The 14,413-nt window shown below is 58.1% G+C and carries 11 protein-coding genes; 3 read left to right on the top strand and 8 right to left on the bottom strand.

Translation table 11 applies throughout. The features are described 5' to 3' along the window. Positions 1 to 7 precede the first annotated feature (7 nt). From ftsY to SynA1825c_RS00040, 4 genes are read right to left on the bottom strand one after another with little or no spacing between them, the layout of a single operon-like run. Positions 8 to 1,678: a signal recognition particle-docking protein FtsY gene (gene ftsY / locus SynA1825c_RS00055; RefSeq protein WP_186469757.1), complete on the bottom strand. Its 1,671-nt coding sequence runs from the start codon at positions 1,676 to 1,678 to the stop codon at positions 8 to 10. Between the two features lie 18 nt (positions 1,679 to 1,696). Beyond that, positions 1,697 to 2,323, bottom strand: a complete 627-nt coding sequence (gene nusB / locus SynA1825c_RS00050) for a transcription antitermination factor NusB (protein ID WP_186469756.1) — start codon at positions 2,321 to 2,323, stop codon at positions 1,697 to 1,699. 26 nt (positions 2,324 to 2,349) lie between these two features. Continuing rightward, entirely contained in the window at positions 2,350 to 3,087 is a 738-nt protein-coding gene (locus tag SynA1825c_RS00045) for a DUF502 domain-containing protein (protein ID WP_186469755.1), read from the bottom strand. A gap of 49 nt (positions 3,088 to 3,136) precedes the next feature. Beyond that, positions 3,137 to 3,796, bottom strand: a complete 660-nt coding sequence (locus SynA1825c_RS00040; RefSeq protein WP_186469754.1) for an HpsJ family protein — start codon at positions 3,794 to 3,796, stop codon at positions 3,137 to 3,139. A 39-nt stretch (positions 3,797 to 3,835) separates the two neighbouring features. On the opposite strand from SynA1825c_RS00040, the gene queG reads away from it, so the two are divergent. The 3 genes from queG to SynA1825c_RS00025 all read left to right on the top strand — a co-directional run bounded on the left by queG (position 3,836) and on the right by SynA1825c_RS00025 (position 8,263). Beyond that, on the top strand, positions 3,836 to 4,798 hold the full coding sequence (gene queG / locus SynA1825c_RS00035) for a tRNA epoxyqueuosine(34) reductase QueG (RefSeq protein ID WP_186469753.1): 963 nt from the start codon (positions 3,836 to 3,838) through the stop codon (positions 4,796 to 4,798). An 83-nt stretch (positions 4,799 to 4,881) separates the two neighbouring features. Next, entirely contained in the window at positions 4,882 to 5,712 is an 831-nt protein-coding gene (locus tag SynA1825c_RS00030) for a tetratricopeptide repeat protein (protein WP_370593810.1), read from the top strand. A 55-nt stretch (positions 5,713 to 5,767) separates the two neighbouring features. After that, positions 5,768 to 8,263 (top strand): DNA topoisomerase (ATP-hydrolyzing) subunit A, encoded by a 2,496-nt coding sequence (locus tag SynA1825c_RS00025; RefSeq protein WP_186469751.1) that lies wholly within the window; start codon positions 5,768 to 5,770, stop codon positions 8,261 to 8,263. Positions 8,264 to 8,301: 38 nt separating this feature from the next. Here SynA1825c_RS00025 and purF read toward each other — a convergent pair whose 3' ends face one another. From purF to dnaN, 4 genes are all read right to left on the bottom strand, one after another. Further along, positions 8,302 to 9,759 (bottom strand): amidophosphoribosyltransferase, encoded by a 1,458-nt coding sequence (purF, locus tag SynA1825c_RS00020; protein WP_186469750.1) that lies wholly within the window; start codon positions 9,757 to 9,759, stop codon positions 8,302 to 8,304. Positions 9,760 to 9,895: 136 nt separating this feature from the next. Then, on the bottom strand, positions 9,896 to 12,238 hold the full coding sequence (gene purL, locus SynA1825c_RS00015) for a phosphoribosylformylglycinamidine synthase subunit PurL (RefSeq protein ID WP_186469749.1): 2,343 nt from the start codon (positions 12,236 to 12,238) through the stop codon (positions 9,896 to 9,898). Between the two features lie 56 nt (positions 12,239 to 12,294). Continuing rightward, positions 12,295 to 13,071, bottom strand: coding sequence for an RNA methyltransferase (locus tag SynA1825c_RS00010; RefSeq protein WP_186469748.1), 777 nt, complete (start codon positions 13,069 to 13,071; stop codon positions 12,295 to 12,297). Between the two features lie 2 nt (positions 13,072 to 13,073). After that, positions 13,074 to 14,240 carry a DNA polymerase III subunit beta gene (gene dnaN / locus SynA1825c_RS00005; RefSeq protein ID WP_186469747.1) on the bottom strand — a complete coding sequence of 389 codons (1,167 nt, stop codon included), beginning with the start codon at positions 14,238 to 14,240 and terminating at the stop codon, positions 13,074 to 13,076. Between the last annotated feature and the right edge of the window lie 173 nt (positions 14,241 to 14,413).

Below are 14,413 nucleotides of genomic sequence, written 5' to 3'. Positions count from 1 at the left end.
GAAGTGCTCAGCGGCCGGCTAACAGCGCTTCGACAAACTCAAAGCTGTTGAAAGGACGCAAGTCGCGGATGCCCTCACCGGCTCCGATGAAACGAATTGGCAGCCCAGCCTCCGAAGCCACCGCCAGCGCAACACCACCTCGGGCCGTTCCGTCCAGTTTCGTGATCACCACGCCAGTCAGTCCCGCCGCCTTGGCAAATGCCATCGCCTGTTTAAGTCCGTTCTGGCCCTGGCTCGCATCCAGCACCAGCAAGGACTCCACACGGGCATCGGGAGCCAAACGGTCGACCACACGTCGAATCTTCTCGAGCTCCTCCATGAGGTTGTGCTTGGTCTGCAAGCGACCGGCGGTGTCAACAAGCACCAAATCCGTTCCCTTGGAACGGGCCGCACCGATCGCATCGAACACCACAGCCGCAGGATCAGCATTGGAGGAGGGATTCGCCACCACGGGCACCTCGCTGCGATCACCCCAGACCTGGACCTGCTGAACCGCTGCAGCACGGAACGTGTCAGCCGCCGCAATCATGGCGGAGTAACCACTGCGGACCGCAAGATTGGCGAGCTTGCCGAGTGTGGTGGTCTTGCCGACACCATTCACACCAACCATCAGCCAGACGTTCAGTTGCTCCCGTCGCGGAGCTAGTAGTTCAACACCGCTTTCTTTGATGGGCTTTTCGAGCAGATCGCGTAACTGCTCCTTCAGAAAACGAATGCCCTCGGTGGGATCAACCACCTGTTCATTCATACGGCGGCGCAGGGCTTCCAACACCTGATCCGTGGCCTTCACACCAGCGTCAGCTCGCAGAAGCAGCGACTCCAGGTCATCAAGCACCTCAGGAGTGAGTGGATCATCCCCAAGATTTTCGAGAAGACCGGTGACAAAGCCCTGGCGGGTTTTTTCCAGCCCCTGGCGCAGACGACCGAGCCAGTCGATCTCCTCAAGAGTGACCTGATCCGCAGACCGTCCCTGTGCGGCCAAAACTTCAGCCGACCAGGTGAAGGTGTCATCGAATTCCCCAAGGCTGGGTTCATCGGACGGATCTGCAGCAGAGGGCTCAGCATCTTCCGTTGCAGAAGCTTGCTCCAACTGCTGCTGACGTTCCTGACGTTGGGCCGCGGCCTGCTCGAGCAGAGACAGTCCCGTCGAAGGTTGTTCCACTGCAAGCGGTTCAACAACAGGGGATTCGCGTGCAACGGCGTCATCGCTGGGCTGTTGAGCAGAAGCCTGTTGAGCAGAAGCCTGTTCGGCTGAAGGTGGTTGTGGCGGTAATGACGACTGAGGTTCCGCAACATCAGCCGGAGCCGGTGAGGGTGCCGCCGGAGCCGAGCCATCTTGTTCTTGTTGGGCCTTTTCTTGCTCCTTCTGCGCTTTCAGTCGCGCATAGGCCTGGCGGGCCCACTCCAGGGGGTCATCGTCAGGGTTGGCTTGCTCCGTTGATGGCTGAACAGAAGGCTGAGGCAGCTCCGAATCTGAAACAGGCCCAGATTCAACAGGTTCAGAAAGCGGCGCCAGCGATTCGGTTGGAGGGCCTTCTTCTGATCGACTCGGCGCGGACTCGACCGACGGTTCGACCGACTCAGCATCTGGAGCCGGGCTAACCGTGTCCTCAGGGCTGGGGGTCGGCTGAGCGGACTGTGCCGGCTCGGCGCGTCGGTTGAACCAGTCGTAAACCATGCGAAATCAGGGAAACGCCTAGACAGTGGCGTTCTGCAGCCGACGCAGAACTCCATTGATCATGCGACGACCTTGCTCATCGCTGTAGCGGTTGGCCAATTCCACGGCCTCGCTGCAAGCCACAGATGCCGGCGTCTTCATGGCACCGAGATCGACAACTGCGAGACGAAGAATGTCGCGATCGATGCGCGGCAATCGACTCAGACGCCAGCCTTCCATCACACCATCCAACTGCTGATCAATGGTGTCCCGAGAGTCAAGCACCAAATGAATGCGGCGCATGGCTTCCTCGCGCACCCGATCCTGATCGGCCAGTGCCAGCAGACGCGGAAGCTCAAGGCTGGCGGAAAGACCATTCAGAACTTGCTCCGCACTGGTGAGTGAGTCGCGCAGGTGCGCGCGCACAGGTGCAGCATCACCGGCATCCGGAGAGTCCTGAAGTTCGCTGTCAAGCAAAGACTGTTGAGCTTTCTCCAGGTCCCCAGCACAGTGATCAAGCACCTCTCGCCAATGCTGCATCAGGCTGTCGAGGGCCTTTTGCAACAGCACGTCCAAGGTGTGGTTGGCAGCAGCGGAGTGATCGCGCTCAGCGCATTGGCCTAGCACCAGCAAGGCGAGCTCACGGGAGAGAGTGCGAGTCTGCATGGGTTAAGGCGTATCGGACGAACGACTCAGGACGATGAGGGTGCCACAGAGGCGCGCAGCTGGGCGATCAGGCTGGAAAAACTGCGATTCACTGGTGCCTCGCGTTCATCGGGATTGACGATGCCCGCCGAAATGATCGTTCTGAAGGCATCCTCTACAGAGATATCGAGCTCCCGAACCGAACCCTCAGGAACAAGGGTGTACCAGCCTGTGGTCGGATTGGGTGCCGTGGGGATGAACACACTTAACAGGGTGTCGCCCAGATCAGACCGCAACGAAGGACCCGCTTCACCTGTAACGAAACCGACGCTGTAAAGGCCCTCTCTTGGATATTCGACCAGGACCACCCTGCGGAAGCGGCGCGAATTGTCGCGCAGAAAGGTTTCCAGCAGCTGTTTGAGGGTCTTGTAAACAGAACCGGCAAGAGGAATGCGCTGGAGTGTTCCCTCACCGAATTCCAGCAACCAGCGGCCCACGATGTTGCGGGCCATGAGACCGATGAGAAGAATTCCCATCAATGGGACCGTCAGTCCGAGCGCCAAATTGATCAGATCCTGAAGCCAGGGGTTCAGGTTGATGAACGGATTGAACTGCTTGGGAATCGAAGTGAGAAACGCCAGCACGAACTTGCTGACGATCGTGGCGAGCCAGATCGTGGTAGCCAGCGGGATCACCACCAGGAGACCCGCAATCAGATCATTCTTGAGATCCTGCTGAAGCCTGGCGCTGAGCGGCAGGTCAGGTCTCGGATTGGACTGAACCAAGGAACGCCTGGGGCCGGAAGCCAACGTGTTCCACCAACCTAACGAGCGGTCAGAGAACCGCGACCAACGCCAGCAACACCAAAGCCACCGCCAACACCACGGCGCTGATGGTTCCACCAAACAATCGCTGATTCACGGCCAGATTGCGCTGGCGCTCCGCCTGCTTGATCTGGTCACTCATTTGAGAGAGCTGCTTGTCGATGAACTCCTGCGCAGCCTCGGTTTTTTCTTCTTCAGTGGCATCAGCAGGGAGCTGACCGGCCTGCGCGAGTTGCTCACCCAACACCTTCACATTGTCGGGATTAGCGGACTGCTGCCGGGCCATCTCCAGCTGACCGCGGCGTTGGTCAAGGGTCTGGTCCGCTTCACGCACCAGTTCCTGGTTGCCACCGAGGCCCAAAAGGATCACGGAGATCATCACCAGGGCCAAGACCGCCGACACCACGCAGACCACCCAACGAATCGGCGTTCGAGCGGTTCGGGGGTGGTCGAGCCGTGAGCTGATCAGCATGAGTAACAGTCCGACAAACCCCATCGGCGTTTGACTGACCAAGCGCTCAATCAGCAGCTGCTGATAGATGCTGTCGCTCCAATCCGCAGCACTGAGCACCACGCCGATCTGCAAGACCAGCAAAATCACCAACGTGATTCCCAACCAGCGCATCAGAGGTGACAGACGCAGCGAGGAATCTGTTGGGGAAGCGGACACGGCACGATGCCTGAAGACGCTCAACTTTAGGGTCTGAATTTGGATGTTCCATCCGAGCGTGAAGCACTCAGCCGGGCCCTGAAACAACGGGCCCGGGAGGAGGGATTTGACCCGGTCGGCATTGCTCGCCTGCCGGGGAGTGCACGATTGCAGATGCGCACAGAAGCTTTGCAGCGCTGGCTGGACGCCGGTCATCAAGGCGAAATGGGATGGATGGCCGCTCCCCGTCGTCGATCAGCCCAGACTTTGCTCAATGGAGCCAACAGCCTTCTGGCCGTCGGGCTGAACTATCACGTGGCCGTCGAACGACGCTCAGATCGCCTGGCGGTGGCCCGCTACGCCTGGGGACGTGATTACCACCGGGTGGTGAACCAACGGCTGCGCCGAGTGGGGCGCTGGTTGCAAACGCAACGTCCGCATTGCCACTGGCGTGTCTGCGTGGATGCTGAACCGCTCCTCGACAAGGCCTGGGCAGAGGAAGCAGGTCTGGGATGGATCGGGAAGCACAGCAACCTGATCCATGCCGAGCGTGGGTCATGGATGGTGATCGGTCATCTGATCACCACAGAACGGCTGGAGGCCGATCAACCTGCGACAGCACGCTGTGGTCGCTGCCGGGCCTGCATCGATGCATGCCCAACCGAGGCCATCACCGAACCTTTTGTGGTGGATGCACGGCGCTGCATTGCTTTTCACACCATCGAAAACCGTGAACCGGAACTGCCCGAAGCCATGGCGACAGCCCTGGGGCCATGGGTGGCCGGGTGCGACATCTGCCAGGACGTCTGCCCGTTTAATCAAACCGGAATCCCCTCCAGCAATGATCCAGATGTGCAACCACGACCCTGGCTGCTGGATCTTCGTGCTGAAGCGATCCAGGCATGGACAGATGAGGATTGGGATGAACGTCTGCGGGGTTCTGCACTGCGTCGCATCAAACCCTGGATGTGGCGACGCAATGCGGCAGCAGCGAAACCAGACACCCCGCCTAGTGTTGGTTGATCTGTGTAACAGCCATGGGAGTTTTGGCTCGTTCGGGGCGGCCTTGGCGTCAAACCCTGGCCATCACGCTGCTGATCGGTTTCATGGGCTCCCTGAGTTCATTCCCTGCCCGGGCCTTGGTCCCCTACGTGTACACACCCAGCTCCGAGGAATTGGAGAATGCAGGCATCGGCATCGGCCGCACCGCAGCTCAATTGCTGCGTCTCGGTCAACCGCAGGAAGCAGCACGTCTGGCAGCACTGGCCGTTCGGCTCCAGCCCAACGACGAACGGCTTTGGTCCGTTTTGGCGGAAGCGCAACTTCGCAGCGATCAGCTCAAGGCAGCAGCAGCATCGCTGGCTAAGGCCAAGTCGCTGGATCCACAGAACGCAGGACTCTGGTTTGCCGAGGCTTCCTTAGCCTTACGCGATCAACGCCCGGATGATGCCGTGCCGTTGTTGGATCAGGGCTTGCGTCTTGACCCGAAGAATGCAGGCGCCTACTTCGATCTCGGCAACGCCCGAATCATGCAGTCAGAGCTGCTTCAAGCCCTCCGAGCCTTTGAACAAGCCACGACAATCAAACCCAGCTTCTGGGAAGCGCTAAACAATCAAGCGCTGGTGTTGTTCGAGATGGGGAACACAGCGGAAGCGATCCGACGCTGGAGATCTGTGCTGGAAATAAAGCGCAATGCCGAGCCGATGCTTGCCCTGGCTGCGGCATTGAACAACCAATCCAGCGGCGATGAGGAATCCATCGACTTGGCCCGCCAAGCGCTGGCCGACGACCCCAATTACGTGCTGCCAGGGCATCAGGAAAACCAGCTCTGGGGTCAAAAACTGCGCCAAGCCACAGGTGTTCTGCTGTCAGAACCCAGGTTGAAAGGAGCCGTTGAACGGGCTGAAGCCAATGCCGATCCCAAATCAGCTGAGTGATTCAGGAAGAAGATCTGTAGGCTGAGCGCCTTCTGCCTTCTTGATTCCAGAGCGGATGGCCGAGGAGCGCGTTCAACCGATCGCCCTGCATCAGGAGATGCAGCGCTCCTACCTCGAGTACGCGATGAGCGTGATCGTGGGTCGAGCCTTACCGGATGTCCGTGATGGGCTCAAACCGGTTCAGCGGCGCATCCTTTACGCGATGCATGAGCTGGGATTGACCCCAGATCGGCCTTACCGCAAATGCGCCCGTGTCGTCGGCGATGTGCTTGGCAAATACCACCCCCATGGTGATCAAGCCGTGTACGACGCCCTGGTGCGGCTAGTGCAAACCTTCTCTAGTCGGCATCCACTGCTGGATGGTCACGGCAACTTTGGCTCCGTGGACGACGATCCACCAGCGGCGATGCGCTACACAGAAACGCGACTGGCGCCGATCGCCAACGAAGGTCTGCTGGATGAAATCGGTAACGACACCGTTGATTTCGCACCCAACTTCGACGGTTCGCAACAGGAACCCACCGTCCTGCCGGCTCAGCTTCCGTTTTTGCTCCTGAACGGATGCGCGGGGATCGCCGTTGGCATGGCCACCAGCATTCCTCCCCATAATCTAGGCGAGGTTGTGGATGGCCTGATCGCCCTAGTCCGCAAGCCAGACCTCACCGATGACAAGCTGCTCAGCCTGATCCCCGGACCCGACTTCCCCACGGGTGGGGAAGTGCTACTGGGCAGTGGCGTGCGTGACACTTATCTGAAGGGACGTGGCAGCATCCCAATGCGGGGTGTAGCACACATCGAAGAGGTGCAGCCGGGCAAGGGACGACACAAACGCAAAGCGGTCATCGTCACGGAACTGCCCTACCAACTCAGCAAGGCCGGCTGGATCGAAAAGCTGGCGGAACAGGTCAACGATGGCAAGATCGGCGGGATCGCAGACATCCGCGATGAAAGCGACCGTGAGGGCATGCGTGTCGTAGTGGAACTGCGGCGTGACGCCGATCCAGACACGGTGCTGAAAGATCTACAGCGACGCACCTCACTGCAGAGCAATTTCGGCGCCATCCTCCTGGCCCTCGTGGACGGACAGCCGAAGCAACTGTCCTTGCGGCGCATGCTGCAGACCTTCCTGGACTACCGAGAATTGACGTTGATCCGGCGGACCAGTCACGCCCTGCGCAAGACAGAAGACCGACTGGAAGTGGTGGAAGGGTTAACGACAGCACTGGCATCGCTACAGAAAGTGATCGCGATGATCCAGGAAGCTCGCGACGCATCCAGCGCTCGGGCGAGCCTGATGGTGCAGCTGGATCTCAGTGAACGGCAAGCTGATGCCGTTCTGTCCATGCCTCTGCGCCGTCTCACAGGCCTGGAACAGGAAAGTCTGCGCCAGGAGGCCGAGGATCTGCGGACCGAGCAGCAGCGCTTGAAAGTGCTGCTGGACAACCGCGATCAACTGCTGGATGCCCTCGTCCAGGAACTGCGCCAACTCAAAAAACGTTTTGCCACTCCGCGACGCACACGACTGGTAGAAGGCGGCGATCATCTGCTGGCTGAACGGGCCGCCAACCAGCGTCCCAATGCAGAACTGCAGCGTCAGCAAGCCCTCGATGCCCTTCCATCGGAATCAAAACTGTTAATTCAGAACGATGGTCAAGTGAAGGTGGTGAGCCCACAACTGCTCGGCCGTCTGCATCTCAACGAAGCAGCGGATCTGGGTGATGAACCCTCGCCAGCACAGCTGATTCTGCCAATCCATCCAGCACCTCGTTTGTTGGCACTCACTGCAACAGGTCGAGTGGCATTGGTGCGCTGGGAATTCGCCGGCCAACAGCCCGGTGTCCTAGAGCGATTCCTACCCACTGCCTTGGAAGGCGACAAGGTGATCAGTCTTCTCCAACTTCCACCAGCCGACGATATTGAAGCCAATCAGCGACTGTCCCTCGGCCTGCTGAGCACCGATGGCCGTTTCAAGCGACTGCCACTGGACGATATGCAGGAGTTATCGGGTCGTGCGGCGACCATCGTCAAACTCAAGGACGGCGTCTCACTGCTGTCTGCCGTAATGTGCGATGACGGCGGAACCGTCACACTGATCAGCGATATCGGTCGGGTCCTGTGCTTACCGGTGGAAGAGCAATGCCTGCCAGTGATGGGGAAACTGGCGCAGGGTCCGATGGCGATGCGCACATTACCTGGAGAAACACTGGTGGGAGCGGTGAGCCAACCTGCAGATCCCATCGGCAACGCGACAAGCAGTGAAATCCTGGTGGGGACAGGCAACGGTTGGCTCACACGTCTGCCGTTGGCGTCGCTGCGACGCTGCCAGCGGGGAGACCTTGGGGACATTGCACTGCAACTGAACAAAACGGGGAAAAAAATAGATCCTGTTGTGACGGTGTGTGCGACAAGTGATCTCGTCGGCGTGATCACCAGCCAGAGTCGTCATGGTCGGATCCTGAACGACTGCATCAGTGCTGACACCGATCAACCGACCGATCTGTCTCTGAAAACAAACGAACAATTGATTCGTTTGGTGCCACTCATCAGTTGAGTAACCGTTTATTTCTTTAATTCTAAGCTGTAAATTAATCAGGAACGGGTATTCCCTTCCAACCACGTCAAATATTTTTCATCAATATCACCAGTCACATACTCTCCATCAAAACAAGACATTTCAAGTTGCTCAAGACTTGTCCCTTGAACAATACTCTGCTTGAGATTATCAACACTTTGATAAACAACATGGTCAGCCAAAAGAACATCCGCTATTTCGTCTGTTGATCGACCATGTGCCAGCAATTCTGCTCGAGAGGGCATGTTGATGCCATAGACGTTCGGGAAACGAACTGGCGGCGCTGCGGAGGTGAAAGTGACCTGATTTGCTCCTGCATCACGAGCCATCTGAACAATTTCCTTTGACGTGGTACCCCGCACGATTGAATCGTCCACAATCAGAACATTTTTTCCAGCAAATTCAGTTCCCAGAGCATTGAGTTTCTGGCGAACTGATTTTTTACGTTCTGCCTGACCAGGCATGATAAAGGTTCTGCCGACATAACGATTTTTATAAAAGCCTTCGCGATATTCAATTCCAAGCTGCTTTGCCACCTGCATAGCCGAGGGACGCGCCGAGTCAGGAATCGGCATCACCACATCGATCTCTCCGGCAGGCAACTCTTGAGCAATAGTCTTGGCCAGAAGATCTCCCATCCGCAATCGAGTCTCATAAACAGAGATTCCATTCATGACCGAATCTGGTCTGGCGAGATAGACGTATTCGAATGCACAGGGAACCAAACGCGACGACGGTGCGCACTGGCGATGATGCAAGTTGGCATCAAAGTCTATGAAGACCGCTTCACCGGGTTCCACATCGCGAACAATATCGTACCCACTGTTTTCAATCACCAGTGATTCACTGGCAACGATCCATTCATTACGACCCTGATCCGAAATGCGTCGCCCCAGGATCAGTGGACGAATTCCATAAGGGTCGCGAAAAGCGAGCATGCCGCGGCCTGCAATCAGAGCGATGGATGCATAAGAACCCTTGACTCTCTGATGCAGGGACGCCACAGCATCAAACAACTGATCCGGTGAAACATCAGGACCTGTAAGGCAAGACTGAATCTCTGTCGCTAACACATTGACCAGCATCTCGGTGTCGCTGGAGGAATTGGTGTGGCGACGATCCACCTTGAACAAATCCTGTTCAAGCTGGGAGGTGTTGGTCAGATTGCCGTTGTGAACAAAGGCGATTCCATAGGGAGCATTGACATAGAACGGCTGCACCTCGTCTTCTGCTGCTGCTGCCCCTCGTGTGGCGTAACGAACATGGCCGATTCCGACATTGCCGAGAAGCTTGCGCATATCTCTTGTTCGGAATGCTTCTCGAACTCTTCCGCGTTGCTTATGAACATGAAACGTGTGATTGTCCATCGTGACAATCCCCGCAGAATCCTGACCACGGTGTTGAAGCAATAGAAGGTTATCGTAGATCTGCTGATTCACAGAATCAGTGCAAAACATTCCAATAATTCCACACATAATGACAACCTCTAACTAAAATAACGAAGCAGACTCAACACCCCTGAAGAATTCAATCCAAAAGAAATGATTGACTCCTCGGGTGTGATTGAAACGGTGGAAACTGGACAAAAAAGATTAGCAAAACGAGTGATGATCATTTTGCAACCTCGGCGTCGGCTTCGATGCGACGAGGGAGCGCCATGGCATGGGCATCACGGCATTGCTGAAGGGTCAGATCCAGGCAGGGTGTCTGATCGACCTTGATGATCAAGCTGGGTTGATCGATCACCACACCAATCGGCGTGATCGGTAATTCCTCCACTGCATCGACCAAGGACTCCCAGGCCTGGACACATTCCGACTTCACAGACACCACGACGCGGCAACCGCCTTCGCCGAACAACAACCGGTCCATCCGAACACCGCCGGCAGCAAGATCAGCGCTGATCCCGTACTCAGAAGCCATCGAGGATTCAGCCAAAGCGACGCTCAAGCCGCCATCGCTGCAGTCATGGGCCGAGGCAAGCAATCCTCGGGCGATGGCGTCGCGCACCAACCCTCCTACGCGTGCTTCTAAATTGAAATCCGTCTCGGGCGGACGACCAGCCAGGCGGCCGATAGCCAGCTGTTGATAAGCGCTGCCGGCCAAACCCAGGGTGCTGGACTCACCATCGGCCGTGGGTACACCCAAGAGATACACAGGATCCCCGGCTTTGCGCCAACCCAGCCCGGTCACGGTGCTGATGTCATCGACGCCACCAACCATGCCGATCACAGGTGTGGGATGAATGGGCTTCAAGCTGCCATCATCCTGTTTGGTCTCGTTGTAGAGAGAAACATTGCCACCGGTAACGGGGGTGTTCAACGCTCGACAGGCATCGGAAATGCCTCGACAGGCTTTGGCCAGCTGCCAATACCCCTTGGGTGTTTCAGGGGAAGGGAAGTTGAGGTTGTCGGTGACCGCCAGCGGTTCGGCACCAACGCAACTGAGATTGCGCGCGGCTTCCGCCACAGCTGCCTGCGCGCCTCGTTCGGGATCGAGAGCGACCCAGCGGTTAGGACAGTCGACCGTCGCCGCCACACCGCGTTGAGACGCCTCAAGGGAGCCTTCGCCCTGCTGAGGGCGGAGCCGCACCACGGCAGCATCGGCAGCCCCTGAAGACACCACGGTGTTCGCCAGCACCTGCTGGTCGTACTGACGATGCACCCAACGCTTACTCGCAATGGTGGGATCATCCAAAAGACGCAGCAACTCTTGCCCCCAGTCATGGCCCTGAGAAGGGCAGGGAAGATCCACTTCAGACCAGCGCCAGAGCTCTTGAATGTCAGCGGGCGGCTCCTGCAAGAGGTCGTGATGATTGATCGGCGTGTCTTCTGCCAGAGCACGCGATGGCACCTCTGCCGCCACCTCACCGTGTTGCAGCACGCGAACCACAGGCTCCGCCAGAACACGGCCCACAACTGCAGCCTGAAGACCCCAGCGACGGAAGCGCTCCATCAAAGGCTCCTCGCGGCCAGCACGGACCACGAACAGCATCCGCTCCTGGGATTCAGAGAGCAAATACTCGTAAGCCGTCATCCCCTCCTCGCGCGCCGGCACCTTGTCGAGATCAAGCTCCACACCCACATCACCTTTGGCCGCCATCTCGGAACAGCTGCAGGTGAGGCCAGCTGCACCCATGTCCTGAGCAGCCACCACGTCACCGCTCTGAAACGCCTCCAAACAAGCTTCGATCAATCCCTTTTCCAGAAACGGATCACCCACCTGCACAGCGGGTCGATCGTCAAGCGAAGCGGAACTGAGCTCAGCGCTAGCAAAACTGGCTCCCCCCATGCCATCGCGCCCTGTCGTGCTGCCGACGTACACAACGGGATTGCCGACGCCAGAGGCCCCAGATTTGACGATGTCCTCGGTCTCCATCAGACCCAGGGCCATGGCATTGACCAGTGGATTGCCGTTGTAAGAAGGATCAAAGGCCACCTCCCCCCCCACGGTGGGAACACCGACGCAATTGCCGTAGTGGGCGATCCCGGCCACAACCCCCTGCATCAAGCCCACATTGGCGGGATCCTCCAGAGGACCGAAGCGCAACGCATTCAACAGCGCAATCGGCCGAGCGCCCATCGTGAAGATGTCTCGCAAGATGCCGCCAACTCCGGTTGCAGCCCCCTGGAAGGGTTCAACCGCTGAAGGGTGATTGTGACTCTCGATCTTGAACGCCAGGCGATGGCCGCCACCGAGATCAACGACACCGGCATTCTCACCAGGACCGACAAGGATGCGAGGTCCTTCCGTGGGAAAGCCACTAAGGAGAGGCCTGGAATTGCGGTAGCAGCAATGCTCAGACCACATCACACCGAACATGCCCAATTCAGCACGGTTGGGATCGCGTCCCAAGCGTCGCTGAATTTCGGCGTAATCCTGCTGCGTGAGCCCTTCCTGACGGAGGGCGGCGGCGACATCGAAGGCCTCAGCCACGGAAGAAGACTGGGTCACAGTCAACAGGTCATCTCTTCCCAGTGTTGCCGACGGCCGGCTTCACACCGCTCAGCTCAGACCCAGGGATCTTCGTCGCGATCCCCTCGGCGATCCCCCACTCGTTCCTGCTGTTGGGGCCAATCGGAATCGTCCCAATCCTCCAAGGGATCTGGGAGATCTGGATCACCCATGGGATCAGACTCTTCGTCGCGGGACACCTGTGCGGGTGCTGGCTCGTCATCCCAGGGTGGTTCTTCCAGCCAACCCTCCAATCGTTCACCAGCACGATCACCAAGGTGCTGAAGCTGATCTCGCCAATGGCGAGAGCGCCGCACCAGATCTTGACGAACACTCGCCCGGGCCTGGGGAAGATCATCGAGATTGCGAATGCCTGTGGACACCAATCCGGGTTGCTGATCGATGATGCGATTAGGAGTCAACCGCCAACGACTGCTGCCGGGCAATCGAGGATCACTACGCGAGACCAAATAATGGAGAATTTTTCCCGTGGAGGGCACAAAAGCCAAATCCGCCACCTGGCCCAGTCGTTGACCCTCCACATCGAGAAGATCGGCATCCAGCAGCGTCGGCAACCGCTCCAAGGTGAGCTGATCGGTTTCAGCAGGTGATCCCTTCACGAACACCTGCTGATCACCCAAGCCGCGACACTGATCGAGACGCCAGACAGCCCGCGCATTGCGGAGGGCCGACGGACGACTGACCCAGCCGAGCAATCGATGCACAGGTGGGTGCATCCAGGCCATGACCCCGACGCCATGGTCGAGCCCCTGATCACAACGCACACGGTGGCGCAGCAAATCACTGAGCAGCAGGGGATCAGGCAGCGCCAAGGTCAGGTCCGAATCTGAACAGGCATCACGAGGTAGGTCAATCCAGAACCATCATCCGCAGGCGAGAGGATGGCCGGTGTCGTGGGTGCATTGCACTGCAGGCGGATTCGGTCGGCATCCATGGCCTTCAGTCCATCCAGCACGTAGCGCACGTTGAAAGCGATCTGCATCGGTTCACCTTCGATGTCAGCAGGCAGCGATTCAGAACCACTGCCAACGTCTTGAGCATCAGCAGTGATCTGCACAAGACCTTTGGATGGATCACTACTGATGCGCACCACGTTGTTGTGCTGATCTGCCAAGACAGCAATGCGTTCCAGCGACGCCACAAACGCGCGGCGATCGAGCTGAAGGGTCCGGGTGAACGACTCGGGGATGAGCTGGCGGTAATTGGGATACGTACCTTCCAAGGTTCGGCTGGTCACCATCTGATCGGCCGCCAGCACCACAACCTGTCCGCGTTCACAGAAAAGACTCACCGCATCGGTGCCTTTCCAACCGGCCATGAGCCGCTCCACTTCACGCAAGGAGCGGGCTGGCAGGGTGACGGCCAAAGCAGCATCATCAGACGCGCCTGGATCGGCCACTTCCAGCGGAGCCTGAAGAGCCTCATTCACGCTGAGCACGGCCAGCCGGTGACCATCAGTGGAGGCCGCCTCGAGGCTGGTGCGATCGAAACGCAGATGCACACCGGTCAAGAGCTGCTTGGCCTCATCAGAACTACTGGCAAACAGGGTGCTGCGAAGCGCTTTCACCAATGCAGCAGGGTCCAGTTTGAGAGCCGTGCCGTTTTCGACCAAAGGCAGATCGGGGAAATCGTCGGCCGGCATGCCACGCATCTGGTAGCTGCCGCTGAGGCTGGTGAGTTCCACCTGCTCACCCGACTCATCCGTGGAGAGTGTGATCGGGGAATCACTCGATAGGCGGGAGACAATCTCAACGAACAGTCGAGCTGGAAGCGTGACAGCACCGCTGGTTTCCACAGACGCGGTCAACGACGTCTGGATGCCGAGGTTGAGATCAAATCCCGTCAGGCTGAGCCTGTCAGTGCCGGCATCAGCGGTTAGGAGCACATTCGCCAGGACTGGATGGGTCGGGCGCGATGCAACGGCACGACTGACCAATTGGAGCGCCGCGTTGAGTTCCGACTGGGAACAAACCAGTTTCATGGCGAGGCTGTTCGCTGGAGCGCTTCAAGGCTTCCACGGTTTCACAGGGTTGGACGAAGCGCAATGGGCCTGGTGCCTGGTTTTTCGTTTGCCTGTCTACGGGCTGTTTTTGATTTCTAGAAAAACTATCCATACAGCCGTAATAGGCGTTGGGGAAAACGTGGAAAACCTTC

Source organism: Synechococcus sp. A18-25c (assembly GCF_014280035.1).
Taxonomy (GTDB): Bacteria; Cyanobacteriota; Cyanobacteriia; order PCC-6307; family Cyanobiaceae; genus Synechococcus_C.
This window is presented reverse-complemented; position numbering and strand designations above follow the sequence as displayed.